We start from the raw sequence: 24687 nt of genomic DNA, 5'->3' as shown, positions 1-24687 counted from the left end.
TGGATCGTTCCGGAAAATCTTTTTTCATTACATCAACTGCAGCTCATATTGATGTTCCCCGCCATACGGTACATCCTTACACAGCTCCGGTAGGTTAGCTCTTACTAGGTGCTGAGCAAATGGCGGTGGCACTGAGTTACCGCAGCGGGCTACCTGAGCTGACTTTGGATATTGCTTGCCATCAGCATCCTTGGAAATGATGTATTCTTCAGGGAAACCTTGCGCGGCGAATAGTTCATGTGGCTCAAGCATCCGCATGCCAATGTCCACGATAGCGTAATCTTGACCATGAACTGTTATAAGTCCGAAGCGATCCTTAGTAGGAATGGTGTGCATCGGTTCGCTTATTTCTTGTCCTTCGCCTGTTCCGTAATATTTCATCAAGAAAGCCCGAACCTCTCCGAAGTGCAGTCCACCAGCTGTAATTGTTTGTAGCGGTTCATCTGCCGGTTGTCCAATGTTCGTTCCCTTCATTTTGATAAGATGACTTGTTACGAGCGAAGTCTTTCCACCACCGCCTGCTGTTACAGTTCCAACTGGATCATCTGCCGAACTTCCAACCGATTCTCCAAAGTGCCGGGCAAGGTGAGCAGCTACTAATCCGTATCGGTTTGAGGTATCTAGCGTAAGGATCGGTCGATCAAGTTGTTGCCCACGTGCATCATGACTTGCTGTCTCACTGTGGTACTGAGCAAGGAAAGCTGTTACAAGCGAGTGATGATCTTTAGTGGTCACTGTCGATAGTGGTTCCTTAACATCAGCGCCTGGTCCGTTATAATTTCCACCGTAGTTTTTCGCAAGGAATGGTTTGATCAGTAAGTGTTCAGCCTTAGTAGTTATTGTGGTTAATGGCTGATCAAGTGGATATTGCATCCTATCGCCACCGAATCCCGTCTGTCCGATGCGAGCGATATACGGTGTAACGATGCCCCAGCCATTTTTTGAAGTTACTGTTTGTAATGGCTCGCTGATTTGTTGCCCTCTAAAAGCCTCGCCTTGATGATTAACCTTAATGACAAACGGATCTGGATTATTGAGCACGAACTTATTTATCCCTCTGGCTATCCGGCGCATTGTATTCTCAGCTAACGGCTTCTTACGTTCGAATATGCTCATGCACTCCAATGACCAATCGATAATTTCACCAGCTGTCCGCCAAGGCTTCAGCAGCCCTTTCTTAACTTCGATACGATTCGGATCTCCATGAGTCGGCTTCGGCCATACGATCGGTTGACCATCACACCTAGCAACCAGGAAGAACCTCTTTCTAATCGTTGGTGCTCCGTAATCACTTGCTCGGAGCTCTCGGTGATCGACCTCGTATCCCTGACGTTTAAGTGCATTGATGAATGCTTGGAATGTCTTGCCCTTCTTATCCGGATCCGGCATGCCGTCTTTAAGTAGCGGCCCCCAGGTTTTGAATTCCTCAACGTTCTCTAGCATGATGACCCGCGGCCGCACCGTTGCCGCCCATCTTACAGCCACCCAAGCAAGTCCGCGAATTCCCTCTTCCTTTGGCTTGCCGCCTTTTGCCTTGCTGAAGTGCTTGCAGTCAGGGGAGAGCCAGCACAGGGCTACTTGCTGACCTCGAGCTACCTTTCGGGGATCTACATCCCATACTGATTCGCAATAATGTTCGGTATCGGGATGATTAGCCTTATGCATTGCTATGGCTGCTGGATCATGGTTAATTGCCACATCAACGCTTCGACCAATCGCGAGTTCAATCCCCGTACTCGCACCGCCACCGCCTGCAAAGTTGTCAACGATCAGCTCCCGTATTAATTGCTTCATACCGAAATCTTCCGCCATCCATCGTTCCCAAGCAGTTGTTCCATACGGTTCAGATGTTCTTGATTGTGATGACTGAAGAACTCCTGTACAGCCTCCAGTGCCTTGCCCGGCTTAACTACCACCGCACTCGTTTGGTCATATACCAGGCTGACCACTACCTGAAGGATTTCAAGGATATCAGCAGCGAGAACTGGGTAGTCCAGACTTGTGGAGTCTACTCCATCAGAAAGCAGTCTGCTCATTGATTCGTAAGCTTTATCTCGCTTCGCCAACTTTGGTTCATTCGAGATAATCAGCGGAATAGCTACGGAGATATATGCTTGATGCTGCGGTCGATCTTGTAGAATGATTGGTGCTGCAGGTATTGTCGCAACTGGCACTGAATTCTCAAGTGCCACAACATGCACTTCTTGCGTCTCAACCTCTACCTCTGACGATTCATCATTCTGTTCTAAGAATTCAGCTACAACCTGAGGATCTTCGGGATTGGCTACCTCAACTGTAACCATAACCGGCGTTTCTTCTGGATCCATAGCCGCTAGCAGCTCGCGCGCCTTGCCCGGCGTAATTCCTCTAAATCCCCACTTTTTCACCCAGTCATGAAGTGTGTTGTATTTCATGCTCCATGCTTTCTCAATACTTGCGATCGTCTCGCCTTCAGCTATGGATTTCAGGAAGTCTTTCTTTGTCAGCCCACATGCTGGACCTTCTTTCGGTGCTGGACCTCTCCGTTTATTCATGTCTTCATCCTCCTTCTGATTAGGTACAGTGCTTGGCGTATGCTTGCCACCATTCATCCGCTCAAACTCTCTTTCCATTTGCTCCGGGCTTAACTTGGTAACTTGCACCTCACCAGAACCCTGCGACTGCATTTCCCTGTCACGCATCGGCACACCTAAATGCAAAGCGTCCGCCTCCTCCGGATAAAATATTTCGACTTCCGTTTGATTCGTATCAATAGTGGCCATGCCTTCACCGATTCGGATCTCATTTGCTTTTTTGATTACTGCAGCCATTGTTTCAGGATCAAACAGCTCTCTCATGGCTTGATGGTAATGTCTTGTGGCAGTTGCATAAGCTTTTGTATGAAGCACATTCATAGCTGACCAGAATTGATCTGGCTTCATCGCTTTCAACACTTGGAACTGTTTGCGCTTCTCTTCCCGGTTCATGACTTCTTCCTCCAAACGAACGGCTGCTTACCTTTTGGAGATGGTGCCGATTCAACCCTCTGCCGTTCTTCTTCTGTCCACTGCCGACTGCTTACTGGGCCATTTGCCGAGGCCTTATCCAACTTCTCTCGTGGTAGTGGTTTGTGCTTTTTTCTGGGAGAGTGATCTTTCATCGTGGATGCACCACCTTGATCTTCTGATTCAGCCTGTCGTACCGCTTACGAGCCCGGCGCTTCAGTTCAACCTGTGCAGCTATGCGGTGCTCTAACGGTGCTTCAGTATCGATGATGGCTATGTTGACCAGCTGTTCTCTGCTCGCCGATCGCCAGTTAAGTTGTTTCAAGATGCCGACCACTCTCCCTCCCACTCGGTCTCATCAGCTACTATCTGTTTGTCTTCCTTCTCCCGCAGCTCATCCAAGATCGTTCTTTCAAGTCCTAGGGAACACTGATGCTCCCAGACAACGAACAGCGCTGCCTTTACGTTTTCAGCAAATCCAATAGGTTCGATGTCGGCTGCTGCTGCATTCAGTCCGTGCTTTTCAAGATCGTTTGTAACCAACCAGCGGCGTGTGCCAGTGTGATAAACGACCAACCACGGCTCTCCGGTATCAACTACAACCTTTTCTCTGACCGGACCGAAGAACCCGATACCGATCACAGTTTCTCTGACCTTTGGCATGATTCGAACATTTGAATAGGCCATCGCAATCACCCTTTCACGCACATATGTTCGGTTATATATCTGCACGAAGCCCTTCACCGAGCGCATGCGCGGTTATTTCGCTTTATCGAGTATTCCTTGAATGATTTCTACTTGAAACGGATGTGTGTCGACTAGTGGCTTAAACTCTCGCAGCAGAAATAGATTCCAAGCGGCCCGGGCTATGATGTATGCATCAACTACGTTATCGCTCTTGTGGTGATATCCGAACATCTCCTGCACTGCTTTGCTTACTGCTGCCTTCTTCTCCTTGTCTTTCAGCCGGACTTTACTGCCTGCTTCGCCTTTCCAGCCAGTAACGCCAACATACTTCTTTGTCTGGAGAGGGTTGATCTCGTGGTATACCAAGCCTTTCCGGTGAATGATCGATCTTAAGCCGCCGTGAATCATTCCGGTTGTGATGCCTTTCTGTGTTCCGGCTGCTGCTTGCTCAATGACTGTTTCATCACCTGGCTGAATGACCTGATAGAGTTGGTTCTCAAGATCGACAAGCTGGGCAATTGTAATGCCGCCCTTCTCTGCTTTGCCGGCACCTTTCAGCTCAACTTCAAGTACCACTTCGCCTCTTCCATTAAGAGCGACGACACCTGTTTTTGTGGCTGGATCAATACCTAGAAACCTCATCAGTCGCCCACCGCCTCTCGTAGTTCCCCGAATATTGCCACCAACAATCTGTCATGATGCTTCATCGTTGCGATGTCTGCTCTCTGCTGCTGATGAGCTTCTGCTGACCGTATAGCCCTCGGTGATTTACCTTCACGGACGAGATAGCCTTTCTGCTGAAGGCGGGCCATTATCGCATGAACTGTTGATGATGAACTCAGCCCCATTCCCTTGCCTACCTCTCGAATTGAAGGAGCATACCCATTCGCTGCTTGATAGCGTTGAATGAATTCCAGTGCTTCTCCCTGCCTTTTGCTTAACTTATTTTGGTTTTCCATTTATCCTCCCGCAGTTGATATAAGTTGGCGGTGCGGTATATACCTCACCTATCACCCGGCCACGATCATCTTTAATGACTTCCCAAGGATACTCGTGGAATATCGGATCAAACTTTGGCTTCGGCCGCTGTACTACCTTTGTGTTTCGCTTCCGCATTATTTCACCTTCGTTCGGTGAGGGTCACATTCTAGTGAGTCGAGCTGGATATATAGCTGGCTCTCCCATTCGGTGTCCTTAGCTGTCTCCGCTGCCACGATCATTGTTTGTAATGTGAGAACTGATTCAACGTAAACCTCATTCAATTGTTGGCAGTGCTGGATTTCGATGATTTCTGCATCTGTTAAAGGTTTGGTTTTGCGTTTCCTGGTAAGTTCGGCGAGACGAATGTGAAATGATTTCATTTCTGCTTCAGCCCTCTCTTATTCTGAACTCCCTTGCTACAGCAACCATCTTGTCGTATCCCCGCATGTATAACTCTTTTTCTTCTGGTGTTGTTAGCGGGTCCTCAATCGTCTGCGCGCCCTTTACGATACGAGCCAGAATCTCTTCGTACTCCTGATCGTTGCTGATCTTTTCCGGAATCTTTGCCATTAGCGCCTCCTTTATTCGGAGCTTGCCCTGAGTTATCCAGATCCGCAAATTTCCCGTACTGTTTGAGGAACACCATTTCTACCTTGCCTACCCCGACGTTGCGACCTTTAGCAACTATGAGCTCAACAATGCCCTTTTTCTCACTGTCCGAATTATAGTAATCATCTCTATAAAGAAACACGATGTTATCACCATCTGATTCAATTGAGCCGGACTCTCGTAGATCAGACATCATTGGCCGTTTATCCTGACGCTGTTCGCATTGCCGGCCTACAGCTGATATTGCGACCACTGAAACGTCTAGTGACCTGCCAAGTGCTTTGAGACCTTTAGAGACGTATGCGACTCCATCACGAGGCTCCTTGAATGATCTACCTGGCTGCACCAACTGGAGGTAGTCGACGTATAAAGCGACATGGCTGTGCTTCTTTAAAAGCTCCTTAATTTCTCGCCTTATATCCTGCAATGACATTCCGGTTGTATCATCGATGTAAATTGGAAGCTTAATGAATTCCTCGACCGCAAAGCTGTAATTCACCCAATCGTCATCGTCGAAATCGCCTGACCGCATTTTCGTATTCTCGATATTAGCTAAGCTGCAGATGAAACGATCAACGACCAATGCTGCTGACATCTCCAAAGAGATAAAAGCTACTGCTGTACCATTCCGTGCTGCCGTAATCATTTCATTAATTATGAGTGCTGTTTTCCCCATCGAGGGTCGTGCTGCATAAATATCAAGATCGCCTTTTTGATGGCCCCCGGTCATCTTGTCGAGCTGAGCGCTTACCGTCTTTGAGCCGGTCAATCCACGCTTCTTCTTACGCTCAACGATTTTATCCGAATGACCTTCCAAGAATGTTTTGATATGCTTTAAGCCCTTGTCACTGTCCGTTATCGTTAGCTCGGATATTTCCTCGATTGCTGCCCTTGCATCAGATAGCAGCTTCGTTGTGTCCACACCAGCACTCGATCCAGCGACCGCTATTCCTTGCATCGCTTCCCGTGTCCGCTTAGCGATATGAGCGTTCCTAACAACCTTCTGGTATTGGGCAAAGTGATGGTGGTGGGAAACACTTCCCGACAACTGCATGAGATACTCAAGGCCGCCCATACGTTCGATCTTCTTACCGGAGCGCTGGACCATCAACACTGGATTGATTGCACCATCTTGCTCCCACGTGAAGCGAAGGTATTCCATTATGGTTGAGTGCCGCGGATCCGCATCAAACTCCTCCGGCTTAAGAATGCATTCATCCATCTTCTCGCCGTAAAGGATTAATGTACCGAGTACAGCAGCTTCTGCTTCATAACTCATCCAATCTCACCTGACTTTATTCTCTGCTGAACTAGCTCCAAACGCTTCCTAACATGCTCGGGGATTGAGTCTGATGAATCTCTTTCCCATTGATCCATTAATGCAATTCGGTGGTTCATCTCAGACTGGAGTTGATTCTGGTTAGTGAATTGCTCAGGATCATGCCGGACGATGTCTGCAATAGTAGGTGGAAACTTGCTGGAACGAACATGTTCTCTGATGTTGCGTATCCCTTTTGCATAAGGGATATCATCGAGCATTTCTACCCAAAGTTCTATTTGCTCATCACTGATCTCCACCATAGGGTAGGCTGCTGAATAGATCGAGAGGAGCTTCATTACCTCCTGCCTGTTCAAGTTCCTGCGCCTCCTTCATCTTACGTTGTAACAACTGCTTGTTTTTCTCAGCCTTGCTCATCGGTCTAGTAGTCATTTGTTTTCCTCCACTAGGCTGATTCATTTTCAGTCCCAACTCCGCGTACTTTTCTCTGAGCTTTTTAGGGCTAAGAATATTGACTTGCCAGAAAGTGTCTGAAGTACACCAGTCAATGATCTCCTTCAATTCTTTCTTGTTCCGCTTGTCGAGCACGATTATCTTCCTAAACTCGTCTGCCCATTTCTGCATATCTGCATTTTCAACGAGATGTTTCTTTCCGTTTATTTCTGCATGGTCCATTATTTTTACATGAAGGTATAAAGCCATGAGATAGAAATCATCGTCCTCTGAATAAGTGATTTTCTTATTCTGAGAGGAAGAATTATTTAAAGATCCTTCTTTACCTTTATATACATTCTTATTATTGTTCCGCGTTTGTTCCGCGTTTGTTCCAAGTTCCGTTCCAAGTTCGGTATGCTTGTAATTACCAAACCCTTGATATTGCTCATAATTCAGCACTGTAAAGACTGTTCCAAGTTGATGCTGTTTCGTGCATATCCTCTGCAACCTCTCAAGTCGTTTAATAGTGCGATTTATAGTGGATACAGAGTAGGTTAAAACCTGCCGATTCTCGATGTATTTGAGGTCTTCCTGCAGCTTGCGAGTAGACCGTAACCACTGACCTCTCTTCAATGTGAGGTCGTCAGTAATTTTAACGCCATCCTCAGCGAATACTGCACTGCCATATATAAGGAAGAAAAGTCTGAACTCCACAATGTTTTGCCAGATTGGATTAGCGAACAACTCCCTGCTGGTTTGAAAAGCTCCGCCTGACATACCACATCACCAACGTTCATTTCGCAATTTCTTGAAAGTGATCAGTCAGCAGCTCACCGACATCTTTGTTCAACGTGTAGCGGCTGAGTCCGTCCCAAGTAGTGATAAGTTTCTCCAGTTCGATCCGTAGGCGCTGCTCGTGGTTGATTGGTTCTTCGACGGTGTAGCCATATTGGAGAGCGTTGACTAATTGAATGAAGCCATTTTTTCTTAATGCGTATTTATTCAAAGTTCCTTCTGCTTCAGTGGCGTCTGCTCGGCCCCCATGTGCTATTAACCAAGCCGCTTCATCAACCGTGTGACCTACTGCTTCTAATTTATTCATCGCTTCTGCAATCTCTTTAGGCAGCACAACCGGCACTCTTAATGCGTTCATTTGATTCTCAAACTCCTGCTTCTCAACATACAGTTTAGCTACATTCTCAGTCAGACGATCCGCAGCAGCTACTGCACGTTCTTCGTCCTCTGTTGCAATCTTTAGCTCAGTCTCGATCGTATCAATATGACTGAGTAGTTGTAGGATAGTGTCCCTACCGTATCTTTGAACGCTCTGCATGCTGGCTGAATTGCGGTTCGACTCCATATACTCAGGCGATTGTCTCATTCACAACACCTCCAATTCGTAATGTTTACCTGCCAGTAGCCCCTTCGCCTTAAGAGCTCTCTTCACTGTGCCCTGAGCAAGCGCCGGCATATTATTGTTGCTGGACATGTGGGTTAAGTAGATCTTTTCTCCGAGTCCATGTACTAATTTGGCGAGAGCCGAGGCAGCAGCCTCATTTGATAAATGACCCGTATCTGCCAGCACCCGGCTCTTCGTTACATCCGGATAATCACCGTTAACGACCATATCCTCATCGTGATTGCATTCGAATACGTAGATGTCGCTGTTAGCCATCGCATGAAGCATTTCATCAGTCACGTAGCCGGTATCCATCATCACGCTGACTTTGCCTGCCCCACTCTGTATCGCGAACCCCAGCGGCTCCATTGCATCGTGTGAGACGTTGAAAGCAGTCACGAACATGTGATTCGTAATACTAAAAGCTTCGAAGCAGATTGAATTACCGGCCTTGATGACTTTGCCGCTGTCTAGTCTTTCGAGCGCCTTAAGTGTCCCCTCACTGGCGTATACCGGTATCTTGTATTTATCAGCAAAACCTAGGCCGCGGCAGTGGTCCTGATGTTCATGTGTAATCCATATTGAGTGGATTTTCGTTGGGTCAATACCTGCAGCGAGCAGGATCTTCTCGACCTTTGTCTTTGGCAACCCGACATCAACCAGGATCGTTACAGCGCCGTTACTTATCGAAACACAGTTCCCATCTGACCCTGTGGCGTGGATTTTGACGTCAAACATCAGCCATCATTTGAGCGAAGAAACCAACTCTTCCGCTGAGTTTGTAAATTTCAATGCAATCCCGATCTTCCCCGCGTCGGAGAGCAATCAGGTTATTCTCTTCGTTGCGGTAAGTTTCATAATGAGGATTTTCGATAAATGCCCGCTTTGCCTCTTCCAGAAAGATCAAGTGTCTTTTTGTGATTTGCATAGAGTTATTCCTCCTCTTATTCCAGCTCATCGCCGGCAGATTCTAACTGCATCTTCATGATCTTGATCAAGCCTGTCAGTTCAGCGACAGTTGCTGATTCTCCCTTGATCTTGAGGTTTTCTCGGATGTATTCAGCCTGCTGAGCCTTCACAGTAATACCAAGCTGTTGGAAAATAGCGCCGACCTCTTTCCATTTGGCATCAACAGGATCGACAGCTGGTTCGGATGATGATGGTGATTGAGCCGCTGCTGCATTTACTTCGGCCGTGATATCTTTCCGTGTAGGTTGTTCAGGCTGCGTATAACCTTCTGGTGTGTTCAGTGACTCCATGTTTTCCTCAACAACAGAGGCGATATCGAACTGGGCTTTGATTGAACGGAAGCCTACATGCTTCTTGAACATATCCGGATCAGGCGAACCGTCTTCCATCTTCCAGAACTTCTGATTCTGGCCTTTAAGCAGCTTCTGTACTTCCATGACGTCCATCAACACGATAACTGGCTTGTGACCTTCACGTTTGGCGATCGAGTAAGCGGCAATTACTTTGCCCCGTGGGAACTTAACCTTGTGATTGATCTTAACGATTACACCTTCATCATCTGTTTCTGCTTCAAAGGTGTCCGCTTCGTTTTCACAAACCACTTGGTTAAAGACGCCTTGGTAGCCAGCTGACTTTTTAGCTAAAGAAAGCAGCCCTTCATATGAAACTCGGCTGTCCAGCTTACCACCGTACAAGATCGGGAAAGCGTGCTTCAATGCTGGGTCAAGGCCCATCCGGTTGCATTGGTACATGAAGAGATTGAATTGCGGAATGGTTAAGTCTTTGCCGATTGTTTCTTTCATTGTCATGAGCTCGTTAGCCCCGAAGTCACCGATCTGTACGATTTCATTTAGCTCTGATGCCACTTGAATTTGATTGTTTTTGTTATCCATTCAACTTCACTCCATCCACTTCTATTTTTAATTCTTGATCCGGTACCGCCCGGCCAGTGATAACCTGGTCGTAAGCTGTAATTGGTCCCGTATACTCACCCACGTTATCAATAAACACCGGTGCGATGACGCCTGTTTGTTTATGAAGGACTTCGGTTAACTCCAGCCCCGCAGCGATCTTCTCTCCGGTGGAAAGGAACTGATAATCCTTACCGTCCATCTGGATGCTGAAGTCTGGTTCGTATGCGTCGTTGGCTTTAACGTATTTGAACAGCCGGACTGATAAACGAGTGAACTTCGATTCGATCTCTGCTGCCTGCAGTTCGGCTTCCTTGGCTTTAAATGCCTTGATCGCATCGAGGATGAGTGTTGATTCTCGAAGGCTGGTAAGTGTTGTTGACTCGGTATCAACAGATTTAGCAAGCTCCTCTTGTAATGGCAGCCGATCTTTATGGGCTCTGATTTTAAGCATTACAACATCGTGTTTTGCTTCGATTCCATTGAGAATTGTCCGAAGTTCCGGTATGTCGATTTCCTGAGCATCACCCAGTGCAGCTATCGCAGCTTTCTTCTTGTGCTGGAGCACAGCATGTTTTGCTTTGTACGCATCTATCCGCTGCTGCTTATCAGCTATGACAGATTTAACAGCTTCCGGTTGTAATTGCTGATCACAAGTCCGGCATGTTTCCTTTATAGGCTCATCCTTTAGTGCCGGCCATGCTTCTTTTGAGGCTTCAACCTGAGCTGAGATTGTTATTAGTTCATGCTGAAGTTGACGATACCGATCGTTCGTTTCCCATGCTGCCGCGAGTTCTGGTTCATATTTGGCAAACTCATCCTTTAATGCAGCTGCCTCAGCTTCGAGCTCGGACAGATCGCCTACGGCTACCGGCAGACGCTCAATCATCTCGCGCAGCTTCTTGGTTGCCCCACCTGCTTCTGTATGAGCTTTTTCTTGCCGCGTCTTATCCTGCTTGTGCTTGCTCTCCAGATCGGCAATGGTGTTCTTCTTCAATAAAGGTTCCAGCTTTGCTGCATGCGGGTTAAGTATGATCTCCTTCGGCTTTTGCTCAGGCGAAGTGCGAGACATCTCTTGTAGTACAGTCGCTTTCAGTGGTGCAACAGCACCTTTCATTAGAAGCTCGCGCTGTTTGGTCCAGTTAAGATTGAAGAAGTATGCCGGGAAGTATAAGGACATGAATTCGTCTTGCGTTATGAGAGCTGATACTGCAGCGTTGAAGTCTGATGCTGATTTAGGAATGTCATTTATATAGAAGTTGTTTTTCTTCTTCTCATCGATCTCACGAGCAAATTTGTATTCAGTGCCGTCGATTGAAAGCAGGATTGAGGCGTAGACCCGATCGTATTCGTAATTGGTAGGCCGCGGGCTGTATTTGTCTTTGGTGTAGTCGGAACCCAGCAGGTCTTTACCGAACAGGATCCAGATGGGTGCAGTGCCGACCGATGTCTTGCCTTCCCCGTTCTTTCCGGATAGGTTTGTAACAGCGCCGAAGTTGATTGTGCGGTTCTTGATGCCGGCGAAGTTGTTGAGCTGCTCTTCGATTAAGCGAATAACTGGCATTAGGCTTGCACCTCACTAACTGGACCGTCGACCGCAATCTTCATCCACTCAACCAGACAAGGGAGTTTCTCGAGTTTAAGAATCACTTGCCCGTCTTCGTCGAGCAAATCAAACTCGATAGTTCCAATAGTCTTTTTATCAACGATCTCGATTACAACCGCGCCATTTACCTCTTCACCAACGGAATATGTTTTCTCAGTCGCGCCTTTGTAGACCGTGACTGACTGAATTACTAAAGCTTCTTCAACCACCGAAATTCCTCCTCAAACCCATTGATTTCGGGCTCAAACACCCGATTTTGGCAAAAAAATAATAGGGCCAGCTGAAAGCAGCTATTTGTCCGACATTTTATAAACGATCAATGCAGCATGCCAGCCAACTCCATCTTCGTCTGAAAAAGATGTGAATTTGATGTCAATGATTTCAACATCACTTCCAAGTTCGACCATCTTCTCGTTAACCACGGTTCCGAGGTCTTTTGCCGGTTGCTCTTGAACGAAGACCGTCCTTATATGCGCTGCGTTCCCCATAGTCACTGGCAGTTCCTCCTCACTATGTCTCGTTCAAGCTCTGCGATCTCGATGTCAAGCCAATCATGCTGAGAAGGATGTACCTCTGGTTGATTCCTAAACTCACACAATCTGTTCAGATGCAGGATAGCTTCGATCTTGGCTTTCAATATTTGGTACATGCGGCGCCTCCAGTCCTTTAAGACTCAGCTCAACGAGCTCGACGTACTGCTGGAAGCTTGCTCCGTGCTTATGTAGTTCGTGTTGTAGGTAGTTGGATTCAAGCTTACTGCGGCGTGCCTTCATGTTATTGAGTTGTAGCTTATAAGTGCGATACATGCTTCTCGCATGCTTTGCTTTGGCTAGATCACCATCTGCTTTGGCCCGATCCTCGAGTTGGAGGAAGAACATGCATTTGTTCATTACTCGCTGGATGCCGGTCATTGAATCGCCTCCTATTCAGGTGCATATTGACTAATTCCGATTTCCTCCTATCAGCGGAGCATCAATCCGTGTCTTTTTCGAGACACCCCGCATCAAAAAAATTTTCATATGGAACATTGAACATGTTGCTTAGCTTGGCGACTTCATCAGCGTAAAAACGAACATGTCCGTTTTCTTTCCTGGAATACGTAGTAATCGATATACCTAGAGTATCAGCGACTTCTTGCGCTTTCTTATTTGCGTTTATTCGTGCTGCCTTTACCGAAATCTTCATTCGTTCACCGCCTTTCCATAAGAACGTTTATTCGTGTCTCGCTTAGGACACACTCAGAATAGCACCACATTTTACCTTCGTCAACCCGTTTAAGACACGAATATTAATTTATCTTGATGGATGTGTCTTAATTGAGGTATACTGTTTTCAAGCCATTAATGAAGGGGATTTTAAAAATGACTGATGCAATCGGTACAAAAAAATTTTACGCTGCAACTGGCGCAAACATAAAAAAGTATCGTGATCTGAGAAATTACAGCCTTCAAGTCCTCGCTGAAAAAGTCGGGCTCACTAAGAAAACAATTCAACGTTACGAAAACGGTGAACATAGAATCGATACAGAGCGGCTTAAGGATTTGGCTGCAGCACTCGATGTTAGTGTCCTACAACTGACCGAAGGGGCCTATGAGAAATTGGGCATTGAGGTTGAGGAGACTGACAACATTACCCTTCCGATCGTCGGGAAGATTTCTTGCGGTAATGGCCAGCTCGCATATGAATACATCGAAGGTTATGAACCGACACCACGGTCCTGGATCAATGGTGGAGAGTACTTCTACCTCAGAGCTAAGGGAGATAGTATGCAAGGAGCCCGCATTTTCGATGGCGACCTGCTGCTGATTCGCAAGCAGGAAGAAGTTGAAGACGGAGAGATCGCTGCTGTGTTGATCGGGGAAGAAGCTGTACTGAAACGTGTATACCGCCAAGGAACAACGCTCGTTCTGCAGTCTGAAAACACAAATTACCCGCCGATCATTTGCACGGCAGGTGAAAATAACATATATATAATTGGTAAACTGAAAAAAGTAGTTATTACGTTTTAGCTTTCATGTCCACTTAATAATTCTCATATCATGGAGGCTAAACAGTATGGCAAAACTCGTCGGCGAGGTTAACAATGATTCTTTCTTAAGCAAATCACAAAACATAGTTAAGGGGCAAATCGGGGAGTTTGAGACAGGGAAACTTTTGTGCAAATACCTTCCTGAAGATTGTTATGTAATTGCTCACCCCACTATTGGCAAGTACGATCCCGACTTTATTATCTATTCTCCCAAATGGGGGTTTCGTATCATCGAGGTGAAGAACTGGTCAATAGATCCCATTAAGAACATACATAATGATGGCTCAATGGAATGGAAAAATAATGAGATCACAAATCCGCTTTATCAGGTAAAATTACATTATCAAGAACTTATTGAGCTTATTCAATCCAATTATCCATCACTAATAAATACATCCTTCGGTTATTTAGTAGTACATTATGGGTTCTCAAGACATGAAGTCCTAAGAAAATCATCTGGAAGTGAATCACTTTCAGAACAGTTCTGGAAACACCACTTATTCAGCGACCAGTTAAATGAATCGCTAGAGCATAGTCTCCAAAAAGCATTTAAATCAAAAAGAGGTTTTGGATTATCACAACGTAAGGCAGAAATTGAAAAGTTTATTAATCGAATTACTAATAATAAACTATATAGTATGAATATGAAAAACGAAAAAACAGTTGATATAGGATTACATAAAGAAGAGTACAATCCACGAATAGAAAATTTCAGATTTATATCACGTTTTATTGGAATTTTAATTATTTTACTCCTTGGCGCATGGATAATAAGTGTAACATTAACTAATATTGGTGCTAACAGTGAAGAATATCATTATGCAAACACAAGTAATAACCCTTTGATTGTTATAGAAGGCAAAGTATCAGGATTTAATTATAATAAGAAGAACGGCAACAAGTACATTACTTTGTTAATTGATGAAAATAATAACGTTACAGAAGAATATTTAATGATTCCCAAATCAACAAAAGTACCATACATAAATGTTGGACAGAAGTATTCTTTTACCGCATATTTTCTCGGTGCTGTTGATAGTTTTATTGTAACAAGTGTTTCGCACCTTACCGAATAATTATGTGGATTGTCAGATAAATCCTCCTCAAAGCCATTTAGAGGAGGATTTATCTATGATTATAGGTCAAACAAACCTGTTCTATCAGTAACCTCTAAATAACCTCAGTGGTATTCAAAGCAATGTGGATAAATAATCAGACTACCCGCCCCTCTTTCTTTCTCGGCATTACTTGGTTTTACAGTAGCTTGTGATCCACAATAGCTCTGCCCCATAAGCTTGTTGCAAGAAATGGAAATGATAACAAAGCAGCTAGAAAGCGAAAATTAATAAATTCACCTTTAGTTATATTTACTGTGACATCAGGTATTGTCCCTATTTTCGCAAAAAAATACATCCCCACAATTAGTGATATGGTACCGAAGAATGCAGAATGATAACCGAGGGCAACCTTAATTTGTTGTAGAAATTGCTTTTCCTTTGCACTCAACAGATATATATAAATCAAGCAATATAACGGTATGGAGTAAAACGGGAAATATACAACTAAATAGTGTGACGACCCTGATGTAATTAGAATGATAAGCATCAATAGTGTCAAAGTAATCACTAGCGGCGCAGCAATAAAGATTAATAATGTGATAGTAAAGACATTAGCTCTGGAAAATCTATACAAGAGTGTGACTAAGCTTGCTAAAAACAATAGCACTAAAAAAATTATAATGTCATTGTCTTTTTTTAACTCTTCCTTATTAGCAAGAGCGACGATAATACTGACTAATAGGCCAATCCCCCCCACGCCAAATATTAAAAACCTTCTTATTTGCATCAATAAATTCATCAATTCCCTCTCACTTTCATTAAATAGGTAAATTTTCCTGCAACAAAATTGTAAATATAGTCCAAAAGTTTGTCTAGTAAATAAATGGTTTTTATCTACTTTTATTATGAGGCGGTATTTACCCAAGAATAATACTCTGTGACTGAATATATGTAGCATAAGGTTAATTAGCAATAGTTAGCTTGTTTTACGAAATAGAATAAATTAAAGGAGATGGTATCTTGCACTTAAGTGAAAATTATTATCTTCGCCCCGCAACTAACCAAGATAAACCAATAATTATTGATTTATTACTGCGTCACTTTGACACAAAATATAAAACGGCTAATGAAGTATTAAAAAAGAACAAAACAATAGTTCTTTGTAATAAATATGAACGGATAGAAGGTGTATTGTCATATCGTTTTATTTTATCAAATACAATTTTTATTAGCTATGCAATTGTTGATTATGGAGTTCAAGGTAATGGTATAACTAAAAACTTCTTTCCAACTTTTTTAGAAAACGTTAAGAAGCAAGGTGTTGATGTAATTACTGGTGCAGTAAGTAACAAAAACAATAAAGCTCTGCTCATTTTCAAGAAATTTGGATTTAAAACTTTATATAAAACAAAAAAACGTCTGTTAATTGGGATGTCGACTTCATTGAACTTAAGTCATGGAAAGTCGAACGGTAGCCAAAATTCCAGTGGTGACCAGTGGAAGTCAAACGGTAGCCAAAATTCCAGTGGTGGCCAGTGGAAGTCAAACGGCAGCCACAATTCCAGTGCTGGTAAGTTGAAGTCAAACGGTAGCCAAAATTCCAGTGGTGGCCAGTGGAAGTCAAACGGTAGCCAAAATTCCAGTGCTGGTAAGTTGAAGTCAAATAATAAAAAACTTGATGTAGCCAGTAATGGTAGTCGATTGAAGTCTAAAAAATCCATAGCGTTAAGGCTAAACTCTAACATCAATAACAAGTAATAACCTTACAATAACTCTTTTAGTAGCTTCCCCTTTAGGAGCATCCAAAAAGGAGCCTTAAGCAACAATCTGACTCCGGTAAGAGTCAGATTGTTTGCTTGCTCAAACGTTAGAAAAATTTAAGAGGAGGTCTGTGAATTATACGCCTCAATTGAGTTAGGGATAAAGGACTTGAAGGATTATTTATATAATAACTTCTGTAAGCCACTGTTCTTTGGTTCAATGTAGCCATTGATGATGCTGCTGGAACGCTTGGGCTTGGTGAATGCATTACATTATTTTCATCTGAATTATGATTGGCGCCGGAATCTGGATCGAAACCATCTTTATTCATACCAGTCGGATCTGTACCAAAAAATGCATGACCTAATTCATGAGCTAAAGTATTTGGCCCCTTAATAAGATACATTAATACAAGTGCGGATACAGTTATTGGTGTTGGTGTTCCTCCGGTTGAAGACCTTCGAACATAAGTTTCTCCAGTATTACCAGCTAGATTTGTTGTAAGGTCAGTATATATTACAGGTATTCTTCTACTATTTTTCTGATTTATACTTTCAACCCACTCAATAAGTGTCCTGCCTATAGGATTTATGAACCGGAAGGCATTATCTGTTTCAACACTTCTTGAGGATACTAATTGATAAGCTACATAAATAATTTCATAACCGACTGATATATTCCATATTGTTTCAACACTATTAATATCGTTTCTAATACTTGCTGCAATACCCGGTCTAGACTCAATACCCCTACCTGGTTGTATTAGGACAAATATACTTAAAGTCACTGAGGCCTTTCTAGTTGAAGCAGGTACCAAGTCCTCTCTACTAATAATTCTCGGTGGATTAGGTCTTTTGGTAATACTTGTATTTTTGGGTGATTTCCCCATTTATTGCACCATCCTTTTTTTAAAATGCATTTATATAGGAGATGCAATACTATAAAAACATGCTTAGACTAATGCTATAGTGCATTCATATTATTTAATTTTAGAGTTAGTGTAAAACAGCAACTTATGTCTCATCATTTCTATAGTAATCGTCTACTATTATGGGACATGGAAGCTTTGTTATAAACCTCGCATAACCATCTTTGTTCTTAATCAGATTCAAGCTATGATGACGTGGTAGCTTAAGCAGATCCTCCTCTGTATATGGATATAGTTCGCTGCTTAGCTCCTTGTAATTGTTCTTATCACAGCCACTGATCAGCATATATGAGGCATTGGCAGATCGCAGCTCATCGCGGATATGTCGGATCTGATTGAGGTAATGGGCGCTGATTATTGGCTTTGCTCCGAACTTAGCCAAACGGCTTATCTTCTCTGTAAGGAGTTTCTCTGTATTCTCCACCTGGTACAATTCATCAATTATGACATTCAGCTTAGTCAGCTTCCCCCGATCGGGTATCTGTTGCCCGCGTATCTGGAGTGCAAGCCATATCTTTGCTAGCCAATAAGTCGTATAGATGTCGCGCTCTCCATCTGTTTGGAACATGGTCTCTGGCATCTTCAAACAGATCAATTGATTTTTCTGGATCTCTTGAACCAGATCGATGTTCCCAGCAGTTGATTTCTTAAGCATTTGCTCCATCCAAGTATTCGCTTTGAGTTTATTCAGACGATCAATTACACCAGTGATAAGGTGATCTTTTGTCCCACATAACACTGATTCAACTATAGTTTCTTTCCCAACCTTCGTTTTCACATCTTTGTATTCATCAAGCTCCTCAAGATTATTCATGTACTCTTCTAAGTTTTCGAAATGCACTTTTGGTACTTTTTCAAGGAAAGAATGTCGAGCACGATGGTTCTGCAGCACATTGAATACATCCTTGATGCTCCCTCCAGTAATGAACACGACGAGTGCTGCACTTGTTAAGTACCGTTCCATCTTAGCCGTCAGCCTGGTATCGTCAGCATTGATTGAATTGATTAGAACCATCAGCTGCGTGGTCTGCTTTTTAGCGTTATCGTATTGGAAAAAAGGGTCTGGGGTATGAGGGACTTCATTAAATCCTAAACCTTGGATTTTACGAGGATCAGCACAATCAATAACTAATGTTTTATCTTTAGGGAATAGTTCTGAAACCTCGGTACTTAACTCGCAGTTTTTAACGAAGTCAAAGATAAATACACTCTCTCCCGCATTAATTGCGTCTCGGCTTAAGTTACCGATCAGCGTAGATTTACCTGCACGTGTAGGTCCGATAATAGCAAGCATGAGGTTTTTGTATTCTTTGTCTGTCGATAGATAAGCTGCCTGATCATTTCCACGATACTTGTTAGTGCCAATACTCATCACGCCTTGTTTCAGATCGTCCGGCACTTGGGTTTCCTGCGTCTCTACCTTGTCAATGAAGTCATATCGTTCTAAGACGCCTCTACCAGGCAGCTCGAGGAAGTTCTGGGCTTCAAGGTCACCTACCTTATTCTTCTCTGCTCCTGGAAGATAGCGGTCTGTGAAGAGGAACTGCCGTCGATAAGGCTTATACAGCAGCCTATTGTCTTCTGACACTGTATCAAATGACTGTGCCAGACTTCGAGCTGCGTTCCTCTCACGGAGTTTATCCGGACTCTCAGCCATCACTACGATCTGCGTATCAATTATCGTGCTGGCTGCTTTCTTTGTCGTGCTCTCACTTATCTTGCGGCCTCCATTAAGCCGATCAAGCAGAGTATCCATATAATCACCACCAGCTGCTGCACCTTTCTTTTCGCTAAGTGATTCAGCAATCTCCTTAAATACAGCATTGCCTGCAGCAATCAAATAACGGAATAGATACCATGTGCCCATCTTATTGCGGTCCACTGGAAGACGGCGGTTAACCTTATCGATTGTAGCCTTGTAGAGATGCCTCCAGCTGAGTTGGGAAGTAGGGATGAAGTTGTACATGATAGCGAGCTTATCGCCTTCCTCCAGCAGTTCTACAGCGTTCAGGTTACTGGTCAGCAGGTCGTTGTTACGGCGGTCTGTAGCCACGCTCATGGCATCCTCTTTCTCGTAGACCAACTCATACCGTGTGGCTGTTGAACTAAAGCCCGGAAGTTCTGCAACCTCCTCGATCGTCACCTGACCCCATACGTCCGACAACTTCTCCCGAAGAAAGGCAAGATGCTGCCGTGGTACGATGAAGAAGAACTCAACCTTACGCTGCTCCATGTAAATGTAATAGCCAACCTTCGCCGGCATTGTGTAGCGATACCTCGTACCGAGTACGAATTCTCTCCCGAATGCTTTAACCAGTTTGTGTTCTTCGATTTTGATGTTAGCGAGTGCGGTTTTGTGTAGCGCGGCAATTGCTCTGGCGATCTTGTAAGTCCCTTGATTGCGGACAGCATTGTTTGGTTTGATTCGAAGGTAAACATATTCGGGTTGAGTTACCTGCAGATATTTCGTTAACGTGATGCTTTTCATTCTGCTACACCGCCCAACAAGTATCTTAATAACGCGACGGAAATGAATGTCATTCCCGCCCAGCGGTAACCATTCTTGAGCCCCACTGCACCCAGTATAATGAGCGCTGTACATGCAACCAGACCGAGTTCATAAAAGACGATAGAAGCTGCCTGCAACCAGTCGAGAGCGTGTGCGGCGAGGCTATGTGCCACTTGATCCTTGACTGCATCCCCGATACTATGGGGCACCTTCTCTGCAATAAACAGCGCTGGACCTTTAATGCCTAGGAAGGACGGTCCTGCTATTTCTCCGGAGTAGTGTTGCACTGCATTCACTAACGGTGTGGGATCAGCCACATACCCGTCATGTAGTAAGGCAAAGTGCAGGTGCGGTCCTGTGCTGTGTCCTGTGTTCCCACTTAGTGCGATTAAATCTCCGGCATCAACGTGGTCTCCTGGTTTAACCGCTACCTTGTCGAGGTGGCCGTAAACATGAACATCGCCATTCTCAGCACGAACGTAAACTCCATTACCCATCAGCTTGTTATTGATGACCTTCTCAATAGTTCCATCTGCAATGCTGTGAAGTTCAGTTCCCGGCGGCATAGCCAGATCGATGCCCTTATGAACCCGGCCGCCGCGGATCTCCTCTAACACCCCATACTCGGATGAAATACGAAACTTCATCGGCATATCAGGTCATCTCCTCAAACAAACCTTCAATCTGATCAAAAGCCCACGGCAACCCCAACAGGATCACGTACACCAACATATAAGCTAAACCGGCTTTACGAGCTGCCACGAAATCACCTTGCACCGTATGGCTGATTGTGTCAAAAGCACCCTTCATAAGAACAATCCATTTCCCAATTCCGATGAGTTTGTGGTAAAGCTTACCCGCGTTCTCATCGATACTAGAATCAGCAGCAAATGCAGTGACATCCAGACCGATCAACATAACCAGAGTCATTGCTCCGATCCGATAAACGACTTTATGGCGCTCAACGTGTTCGACAATGATTTCAACACCGGAGCGCACCTTCTCGAGGATACGCTCGATATGGTTATTTTTTTTGTTGCAATATAATTTATATGGAAGTGGTGCAATTTCACACATCCCTGCATCAGTTAGACAAAATTTCATAACTTCCCTCCTGTACTTGCATTATTTCCGATGAGGTATCATAGGCTGAGGGTAAACCGCCCGCAGCGCCTTGCCCGTACTGCGCCTATGGCGGTTTTCGCTATTTAATCGCCTTAAAAGCATTGATGATACGAGCCGGCCCGATATCAAGACCCATGCTGGCAATGGCGTTAACAATCCCAGGCAAACAAACGACAGCGATACAGCCGAGGATAATATAAGCTGTTGTTTTGATGACTTCGAAGTAATGCTGCTCCAATCTTTCGAGTTCTTCAATTTTCTCAAGTTCCCTTCCGTTAATTTTGATTGTCATGGTAATTCCCCCCTCATATAAAAGCACTCGCATTAAAATCATCATTTAGCGAAGTTGATGCAGGCTTAGTGTTACGTCCACCAACTGCCGCGCCACCTTCCATATCCCTCTGTATCAATCTCTTTAGGTATCCAGATCGGTTCGGTCTGCTACATACCCACTCGTGCATCTTTGCTTGATCCGGGTCTAACATATTAAAGCAAACCGGTATCTTATTGATTTTCTTAGCCATACACCTTCCTCGCGATCATATAGAATGCCCGGACATTCGCTGTCACCGGATCCGGAATAACCTCGACATTTTGGAAGTATGGGCGAAGCAACTCCAGCATTGCCAATGCCCCGCCGCCACAAAGATACACCTTCTCCTCCGATTGCCATTTTGCCGCCCTCGCTGCACGAGCTATTTGATGTGCAAGCGCGGATATGCCGCCTCTTGTTGTCTCAACCCCTGTACTTAATGTGAAACTGCCCAAATCATTGAATTGCCTATCGATCAAAGTTCCGAAGTTCACTGTCCCGCTGCCGATATCAATCACCCTGGTTAAACCAGCACCAGCTACCAGCAACCCAGCAGAAACACCTTCGGCTGCGACCTCGCAACGTTGAACCAAGATTATGCGCCGTTGACCATTCACTGTGATGTCGTGCTTGCGCTGCAACATCTCTTTAATCGCTGTCTTCTCGCCAAGCGTGTGCGTCTTAATCGGCTGGCCTACAATGATCCGTGGTGCTGGGTCTGGACAGTATTGGTGTAATGCAAGCAATACACGTAGGACAGCCTCTGGATGCGCTTTGGTATCTCCTTTCATACTGTCTGCACAGTCACTTTCTCGCTGCGCTAATGTGCCAGCAAAGCCTTTACCCCCGTTGTACTCCCATTCAAAGTCGTATAACCCATTACTCTCGATATTCCGCTGTCGCCAATCGTAGCTGATCGTCGCGGGGAACTGACGGAGCTGAACGCCGTCATACGACTTTACTGTCGAACCGCCGCCGTCAATGGTAAGAATCGTCATGCTGTAATACCGCCTCCTCTAGCTGTCGTCACCGGTGGTATCACTACCAAGCTGTTGAAGCCTGTCGTTTAATCACTGGTTATGTCACTAGCCTATGGTGATGGCTTGGGAGAGTTTCCGCATATGCAGAAAGAGCACAGTATAAATTTTGATAGTCTCGTCCAAAATAATAGAAAGATAATGGAAGAGACGAAGGTGAGTATGATGTTTAGGATTGGTAAGAAGAGAACTAAATACGGAGAGTTTCTTGATGATAATAAGATATTTCAGGAAAGAGTTAGCGAGGAAACGGGATTGCATCGGGATACAATGACCCGCGTTTGCAATAATCCAGAATATATCGTTCGAAAAAGCACACGCAAATTACTGACTGATGCTGCTCGTAAATTATCAGGTAAGAATGTCCGTCCCGAAGACTTTTGGCCGCCCATGGGGTGAATATCACTTGCGACTTTCGGGGATAATTTTTTCATTAAAACCGAAGGAGTTGCGAACTATGGATGTCATTCTTGGACTGATCGCTGGAGCTATTTACTTTGGTGCTATTGGTATAATTGAACTTACCTTTAGTTGGCTCAATATAACTTAAGAAGCGAAAAACGAAACATGCCCACTGACCGCTTAGGTCAGTGGGCATTTGTCTGATCAATTTCCTATTGCTGGAATCTAGTTCTAAAGGTATACTAAAACCAAATTTGAAATGGGTGATAGGCCTCATGGGAGCGAAGAATAAAGTGATCGCTGGAGATTACGAAGGAAAGCGTATTTCATCCAACTTTGGTATTGTTGCAATATCTAATGGATTTAAAAATGTACAGTTAAACAAAGATTCAATTGAAGGATATGAAGTAATGGACGAATCTCACAGCAAGAGTGCTGTTAGTGCAGTTGGCCGGGGATTAGTAGGAGGATTCTTACTTGGACCTGTTGGGTTATTAGCTGGACTTTCAGCTAAAACAAAAGGAGTCCATATTGTTGCGTTGCAGTTTAAAGATGGAAAGAAGAGCCTAGTTGAGGTTGATGAGAAGATATTTAGATGCATTATCAAAAATTGCTTTTAAGACAGAGTCTAGGTGCTTTAACAACAGATTTTGGAACAATTAACTGAGAGGGAGTGGAGATAACGGAACTAATAATATTTTTCATACTGGGGTTTATAGCGATGTACTTCTGGCAGAAAAGAAAAAAAAAGTCGATTAATACCTCCGAAGTATTTGCTGAATCAATATCGGATGAACTGACTGATCAAATCAAGAAACTTGCTGATCTGAGAGATACGGGGCTCCTTACAGAAGAGGAATTCGCGCTCAAAAAGAAACAACTTCTAGGCATATGAAGCACAGATAGGCCAGGAAGACCTAAAGTAGGAGGAGGCATTCCATTGAAATTAACAAAGTATCTTATAGCATTCATTCTTGTATTTTCTGCCTCAATCGGCATTGTGTATGCAGCTCAAAATGCTCGCGTAAAGTCAGCTGATGTAGAATGGACATTTGTTGGCAAGGATCAGGAAAAGCTTCTGATCGATACGATTAAATCCTCAAAGAGTACGCTCGACATTGCAATCTACAGCCTTACGGATCCAGATATCGTAGCCGCTATAAAGGATGCTAAAAAGCGTAAAGTCAATGTTAGGATCATCACAGATAAGGTTCAAGCAGCAGGTAAATCTCAGACTGAAGCACTTAAGATACTCGGTAGTGCAGGCATTCCAATCAAGGTCAATTCACATAGTGGTCTAATGCATATCAAGATGACGATCGCTGACAAGAAGATTGGAACAACTGGCTCATTTAATTACTCTCAGGCTGCGAGTGAGCAGAACGATGAGATACTGATGGTAATCAGGACCGCAGATGTGGCGAAGAATTTCTCTGCTCAGTTCGACAAAATGTGGGCTGACACGAAGCGGTTTAAAAGCGTGGAGTACAAGATCGCTCAATCAACTACACCTACAACTCCGCCTGCGTCCTCTAATGTCGTTTACGCAAATTGTTCAGCGGTCAAAGCAGCTGGCAAAGCTCCAATTAGAAAAGGTGATCCAGGGTACAGCACCAAGCTCGACAAAGATGGCGATGGAATTGCTTGCGAAACTTAATTACAAAC

At 44.3% G+C, this 24687-nt stretch carries 32 protein-coding genes; 7 read left to right on the top strand and 25 right to left on the bottom strand.

Annotation, left to right across the window (positions count from 1 at the left end; genetic code table 11):
* Positions 1–27 precede the first annotated feature (27 nt).
* From FHS17_RS16895 to FHS17_RS16815, 18 genes are all read right to left on the bottom strand, one after another.
* Complete coding sequence (locus tag FHS17_RS16895) at positions 28–1794, bottom strand: DNA cytosine methyltransferase (protein WP_167279615.1); 1767 nt, start codon at positions 1792–1794, stop codon at positions 28–30.
* A complete protein-coding gene (locus FHS17_RS16890) occupies positions 1791–2966 on the bottom strand; it encodes a hypothetical protein (protein ID WP_167279614.1) in 1176 nt (391 codons plus the stop codon). The genes FHS17_RS16895 and FHS17_RS16890 overlap by 4 nt, the downstream gene beginning before the upstream one ends.
* Positions 2967–3305: 339 nt before the next feature.
* Complete coding sequence (locus FHS17_RS16885) at positions 3306–3692, bottom strand: hypothetical protein (protein ID WP_167279613.1); 387 nt, start codon at positions 3690–3692, stop codon at positions 3306–3308.
* Between the two features lie 51 nt (positions 3693–3743).
* Positions 3744–4313, bottom strand: a complete 570-nt coding sequence (locus FHS17_RS16880) for a RuvC family protein (RefSeq protein ID WP_167279612.1) — start codon at positions 4311–4313, stop codon at positions 3744–3746.
* Positions 4313–4630 (bottom strand): LexA family protein, encoded by a 318-nt coding sequence (locus FHS17_RS16875; protein WP_167279611.1) that lies wholly within the window; start codon positions 4628–4630, stop codon positions 4313–4315. The genes FHS17_RS16880 and FHS17_RS16875 overlap by 1 nt, the downstream gene beginning before the upstream one ends.
* Positions 4631–4786: 156 nt before the next feature.
* Complete coding sequence (locus FHS17_RS31245; protein ID WP_424992011.1) at positions 4787–5032, bottom strand: DUF7667 family protein; 246 nt, start codon at positions 5030–5032, stop codon at positions 4787–4789.
* A gap of 104 nt (positions 5033–5136) precedes the next feature.
* Positions 5137–6540, bottom strand: coding sequence for a replicative DNA helicase (locus FHS17_RS16870; protein ID WP_167279610.1), 1404 nt, complete (start codon positions 6538–6540; stop codon positions 5137–5139).
* The gene (locus tag FHS17_RS16865) at positions 6537–6842 is read right to left on the bottom strand and encodes a hypothetical protein (protein WP_243865405.1); all 306 of its coding nucleotides are present in this window, start codon (positions 6840–6842) and stop codon (positions 6537–6539) included. Before FHS17_RS16865 ends, FHS17_RS16870 begins: the two co-directional genes overlap by 4 nt.
* Positions 6826–7752, bottom strand: a complete 927-nt coding sequence (locus FHS17_RS16860) for a hypothetical protein (RefSeq protein WP_167279608.1) — start codon at positions 7750–7752, stop codon at positions 6826–6828. The genes FHS17_RS16865 and FHS17_RS16860 overlap by 17 nt, the downstream gene beginning before the upstream one ends.
* A gap of 16 nt (positions 7753–7768) precedes the next feature.
* Entirely contained in the window at positions 7769–8356 is a 588-nt protein-coding gene (locus FHS17_RS16855; protein WP_167279607.1) for a DUF1642 domain-containing protein, read from the bottom strand.
* Complete coding sequence (locus tag FHS17_RS16850; protein WP_167279606.1) at positions 8357–9112, bottom strand: MBL fold metallo-hydrolase; 756 nt, start codon at positions 9110–9112, stop codon at positions 8357–8359.
* Positions 9105–9302, bottom strand: a complete 198-nt coding sequence (locus tag FHS17_RS16845) for a hypothetical protein (RefSeq protein ID WP_167279605.1) — start codon at positions 9300–9302, stop codon at positions 9105–9107. The genes FHS17_RS16850 and FHS17_RS16845 overlap by 8 nt, the downstream gene beginning before the upstream one ends.
* 16 nt (positions 9303–9318) lie before the next feature.
* Positions 9319–10236, bottom strand: a complete 918-nt coding sequence (locus FHS17_RS16840; protein ID WP_167279604.1) for a recombinase RecT — start codon at positions 10234–10236, stop codon at positions 9319–9321.
* Positions 10229–11818, bottom strand: coding sequence for an AAA family ATPase (locus tag FHS17_RS16835; protein ID WP_167279603.1), 1590 nt, complete (start codon positions 11816–11818; stop codon positions 10229–10231). Before FHS17_RS16835 ends, FHS17_RS16840 begins: the two co-directional genes overlap by 8 nt.
* Entirely contained in the window at positions 11818–12069 is a 252-nt protein-coding gene (locus FHS17_RS16830; protein ID WP_167279602.1) for a hypothetical protein, read from the bottom strand. The genes FHS17_RS16835 and FHS17_RS16830 overlap by 1 nt, the downstream gene beginning before the upstream one ends.
* Positions 12070–12150: 81 nt before the next feature.
* The gene (locus FHS17_RS16825) at positions 12151–12354 is read right to left on the bottom strand and encodes a hypothetical protein (protein ID WP_167279601.1); all 204 of its coding nucleotides are present in this window, start codon (positions 12352–12354) and stop codon (positions 12151–12153) included.
* Positions 12355–12450: 96 nt separating this feature from the next.
* A complete protein-coding gene (locus FHS17_RS16820) occupies positions 12451–12771 on the bottom strand; it encodes a hypothetical protein (protein WP_167279600.1) in 321 nt (106 codons plus the stop codon).
* A gap of 61 nt (positions 12772–12832) precedes the next feature.
* On the bottom strand, positions 12833–13045 hold the full coding sequence (locus FHS17_RS16815) for a helix-turn-helix transcriptional regulator (RefSeq protein ID WP_167279599.1): 213 nt from the start codon (positions 13043–13045) through the stop codon (positions 12833–12835).
* A gap of 176 nt (positions 13046–13221) precedes the next feature.
* On the opposite strand from FHS17_RS16815, the gene FHS17_RS16810 reads away from it, so the two are divergent.
* Both FHS17_RS16810 and FHS17_RS16805 read left to right on the top strand, forming a co-directional pair.
* Positions 13222–13869, top strand: a complete 648-nt coding sequence (locus FHS17_RS16810) for a LexA family protein (RefSeq protein WP_167279598.1) — start codon at positions 13222–13224, stop codon at positions 13867–13869.
* Positions 13870–13915: 46 nt separating this feature from the next.
* Positions 13916–14965: a nuclease-related domain-containing protein gene (locus tag FHS17_RS16805; RefSeq protein ID WP_167279597.1), complete on the top strand. Its 1050-nt coding sequence runs from the start codon at positions 13916–13918 to the stop codon at positions 14963–14965.
* A gap of 178 nt (positions 14966–15143) precedes the next feature.
* Here the strand turns inward: FHS17_RS16805 and FHS17_RS16800 are convergent, their stop codons facing one another.
* Positions 15144–15746, bottom strand: coding sequence for a hypothetical protein (locus FHS17_RS16800; RefSeq protein WP_167279596.1), 603 nt, complete (start codon positions 15744–15746; stop codon positions 15144–15146).
* A 221-nt stretch (positions 15747–15967) separates the two neighbouring features.
* Here FHS17_RS16800 and FHS17_RS16795 point away from each other — a divergent pair, with 221 nt between their 5' ends.
* Entirely contained in the window at positions 15968–16705 is a 738-nt protein-coding gene (locus tag FHS17_RS16795) for a GNAT family N-acetyltransferase (RefSeq protein WP_167279595.1), read from the top strand.
* 109 nt (positions 16706–16814) lie between these two features.
* Here the strand turns inward: FHS17_RS16795 and FHS17_RS16790 are convergent, their stop codons facing one another.
* The 6 genes from FHS17_RS16790 to FHS17_RS16760 form a co-directional block, all read right to left on the bottom strand.
* On the bottom strand, positions 16815–17597 hold the full coding sequence (locus FHS17_RS16790) for a hypothetical protein (RefSeq protein WP_167279594.1): 783 nt from the start codon (positions 17595–17597) through the stop codon (positions 16815–16817).
* A 124-nt stretch (positions 17598–17721) separates the two neighbouring features.
* Positions 17722–20124: a type IV secretory system conjugative DNA transfer family protein gene (locus tag FHS17_RS30305; RefSeq protein ID WP_208420439.1), complete on the bottom strand. Its 2403-nt coding sequence runs from the start codon at positions 20122–20124 to the stop codon at positions 17722–17724.
* Entirely contained in the window at positions 20121–20798 is a 678-nt protein-coding gene (locus FHS17_RS16775; protein ID WP_167279593.1) for a M23 family metallopeptidase, read from the bottom strand. The genes FHS17_RS30305 and FHS17_RS16775 overlap by 4 nt, the downstream gene beginning before the upstream one ends.
* A gap of 1 nt (position 20799) precedes the next feature.
* A complete protein-coding gene (locus FHS17_RS16770) occupies positions 20800–21249 on the bottom strand; it encodes a hypothetical protein (RefSeq protein ID WP_167279592.1) in 450 nt (149 codons plus the stop codon).
* Between the two features lie 100 nt (positions 21250–21349).
* Positions 21350–21562, bottom strand: coding sequence for a hypothetical protein (locus FHS17_RS16765; RefSeq protein WP_167279591.1), 213 nt, complete (start codon positions 21560–21562; stop codon positions 21350–21352).
* Positions 21563–21786: 224 nt separating this feature from the next.
* Complete coding sequence (locus FHS17_RS16760) at positions 21787–22581, bottom strand: ParM/StbA family protein (protein ID WP_167279590.1); 795 nt, start codon at positions 22579–22581, stop codon at positions 21787–21789.
* Positions 22582–22704: 123 nt separating this feature from the next.
* Between FHS17_RS16760 and FHS17_RS16755 the strand changes: the two genes are divergently transcribed.
* From FHS17_RS16755 to FHS17_RS16740, 4 genes are all read left to right on the top strand, one after another.
* Positions 22705–23019: a hypothetical protein gene (locus tag FHS17_RS16755; protein ID WP_167279589.1), complete on the top strand. Its 315-nt coding sequence runs from the start codon at positions 22705–22707 to the stop codon at positions 23017–23019.
* Positions 23020–23297: 278 nt separating this feature from the next.
* Positions 23298–23642 carry a hypothetical protein gene (locus FHS17_RS16750; RefSeq protein WP_167279588.1) on the top strand — a complete coding sequence of 115 codons (345 nt, stop codon included), beginning with the start codon at positions 23298–23300 and terminating at the stop codon, positions 23640–23642.
* 101 nt (positions 23643–23743) lie between these two features.
* Positions 23744–23917, top strand: a complete 174-nt coding sequence (locus FHS17_RS16745; protein WP_167279587.1) for an SHOCT domain-containing protein — start codon at positions 23744–23746, stop codon at positions 23915–23917.
* A gap of 45 nt (positions 23918–23962) precedes the next feature.
* Positions 23963–24679, top strand: a complete 717-nt coding sequence (locus tag FHS17_RS16740; RefSeq protein ID WP_167279586.1) for a phospholipase D-like domain-containing protein — start codon at positions 23963–23965, stop codon at positions 24677–24679.
* Positions 24680–24687: the final 8 nt, after the last annotated feature.

The organism is Paenibacillus lupini, from assembly GCF_011761355.1.
Taxonomy (GTDB): Bacteria; Bacillota; Bacilli; order Paenibacillales; family Paenibacillaceae; genus Pristimantibacillus; species Pristimantibacillus lupini.
This window is presented reverse-complemented; position numbering and strand designations above follow the sequence as displayed.

Excerpts from the sequence above, each read along its gene's own strand:
- FHS17_RS16895 (WP_167279615.1), bottom strand. The coding sequence starts at position 1,794 with ATGAAGCAATTAATACGGGAGCTGATCGTTGACAACTTTGCAGGCGGT.
- FHS17_RS16890 (WP_167279614.1), bottom strand. The coding sequence starts at position 2,966 with ATGAACCGGGAAGAGAAGCGCAAACAGTTCCAAGTGTTGAAAGCGATG.
- FHS17_RS16880 (WP_167279612.1), bottom strand. The coding sequence starts at position 4,313 with ATGAGGTTTCTAGGTATTGATCCAGCCACAAAAACAGGTGTCGTCGCT.
- FHS17_RS16875 (WP_167279611.1), bottom strand. The coding sequence starts at position 4,630 with ATGGAAAACCAAAATAAGTTAAGCAAAAGGCAGGGAGAAGCACTGGAA.
- FHS17_RS31245 (WP_424992011.1), bottom strand. The coding sequence starts at position 5,032 with ATGAAATCATTTCACATTCGTCTCGCCGAACTTACCAGGAAACGCAAA.
- FHS17_RS16870 (WP_167279610.1), bottom strand. The coding sequence starts at position 6,540 with ATGAGTTATGAAGCAGAAGCTGCTGTACTCGGTACATTAATCCTTTAC.
- FHS17_RS16865 (WP_243865405.1), bottom strand. The coding sequence starts at position 6,842 with ATGGTGGAGATCAGTGATGAGCAAATAGAACTTTGGGTAGAAATGCTC.
- FHS17_RS16860 (WP_167279608.1), bottom strand. The coding sequence starts at position 7,752 with ATGTCAGGCGGAGCTTTTCAAACCAGCAGGGAGTTGTTCGCTAATCCA.
- FHS17_RS16855 (WP_167279607.1), bottom strand. The coding sequence starts at position 8,356 with ATGAGACAATCGCCTGAGTATATGGAGTCGAACCGCAATTCAGCCAGC.
- FHS17_RS16850 (WP_167279606.1), bottom strand. The coding sequence starts at position 9,112 with ATGTTTGACGTCAAAATCCACGCCACAGGGTCAGATGGGAACTGTGTT.
- FHS17_RS16845 (WP_167279605.1), bottom strand. The coding sequence starts at position 9,302 with ATGCAAATCACAAAAAGACACTTGATCTTTCTGGAAGAGGCAAAGCGG.
- FHS17_RS16840 (WP_167279604.1), bottom strand. The coding sequence starts at position 10,236 with ATGGATAACAAAAACAATCAAATTCAAGTGGCATCAGAGCTAAATGAA.
- FHS17_RS16835 (WP_167279603.1), bottom strand. The coding sequence starts at position 11,818 with ATGCCAGTTATTCGCTTAATCGAAGAGCAGCTCAACAACTTCGCCGGC.
- FHS17_RS16820 (WP_167279600.1), bottom strand. The coding sequence starts at position 12,771 with ATGACCGGCATCCAGCGAGTAATGAACAAATGCATGTTCTTCCTCCAA.
- FHS17_RS16815 (WP_167279599.1), bottom strand. The coding sequence starts at position 13,045 with ATGAAGATTTCGGTAAAGGCAGCACGAATAAACGCAAATAAGAAAGCG.
- FHS17_RS16810 (WP_167279598.1), top strand. The coding sequence starts at position 13,222 with ATGACTGATGCAATCGGTACAAAAAAATTTTACGCTGCAACTGGCGCA.
- FHS17_RS16805 (WP_167279597.1), top strand. The coding sequence starts at position 13,916 with ATGGCAAAACTCGTCGGCGAGGTTAACAATGATTCTTTCTTAAGCAAA.
- FHS17_RS16800 (WP_167279596.1), bottom strand. The coding sequence starts at position 15,746 with ATGAATTTATTGATGCAAATAAGAAGGTTTTTAATATTTGGCGTGGGG.
- FHS17_RS16790 (WP_167279594.1), bottom strand. The coding sequence starts at position 17,597 with ATGGGGAAATCACCCAAAAATACAAGTATTACCAAAAGACCTAATCCA.
- FHS17_RS30305 (WP_208420439.1), bottom strand. The coding sequence starts at position 20,124 with ATGAAAAGCATCACGTTAACGAAATATCTGCAGGTAACTCAACCCGAA.
- FHS17_RS16775 (WP_167279593.1), bottom strand. The coding sequence starts at position 20,798 with ATGCCGATGAAGTTTCGTATTTCATCCGAGTATGGGGTGTTAGAGGAG.
- FHS17_RS16770 (WP_167279592.1), bottom strand. The coding sequence starts at position 21,249 with ATGAAATTTTGTCTAACTGATGCAGGGATGTGTGAAATTGCACCACTT.
- FHS17_RS16765 (WP_167279591.1), bottom strand. The coding sequence starts at position 21,562 with ATGACAATCAAAATTAACGGAAGGGAACTTGAGAAAATTGAAGAACTC.
- FHS17_RS16760 (WP_167279590.1), bottom strand. The coding sequence starts at position 22,581 with ATGACGATTCTTACCATTGACGGCGGCGGTTCGACAGTAAAGTCGTAT.
- FHS17_RS16755 (WP_167279589.1), top strand. The coding sequence starts at position 22,705 with ATGCAGAAAGAGCACAGTATAAATTTTGATAGTCTCGTCCAAAATAAT.
- FHS17_RS16750 (WP_167279588.1), top strand. The coding sequence starts at position 23,298 with ATGGGAGCGAAGAATAAAGTGATCGCTGGAGATTACGAAGGAAAGCGT.
- FHS17_RS16745 (WP_167279587.1), top strand. The coding sequence starts at position 23,744 with ATGTACTTCTGGCAGAAAAGAAAAAAAAAGTCGATTAATACCTCCGAA.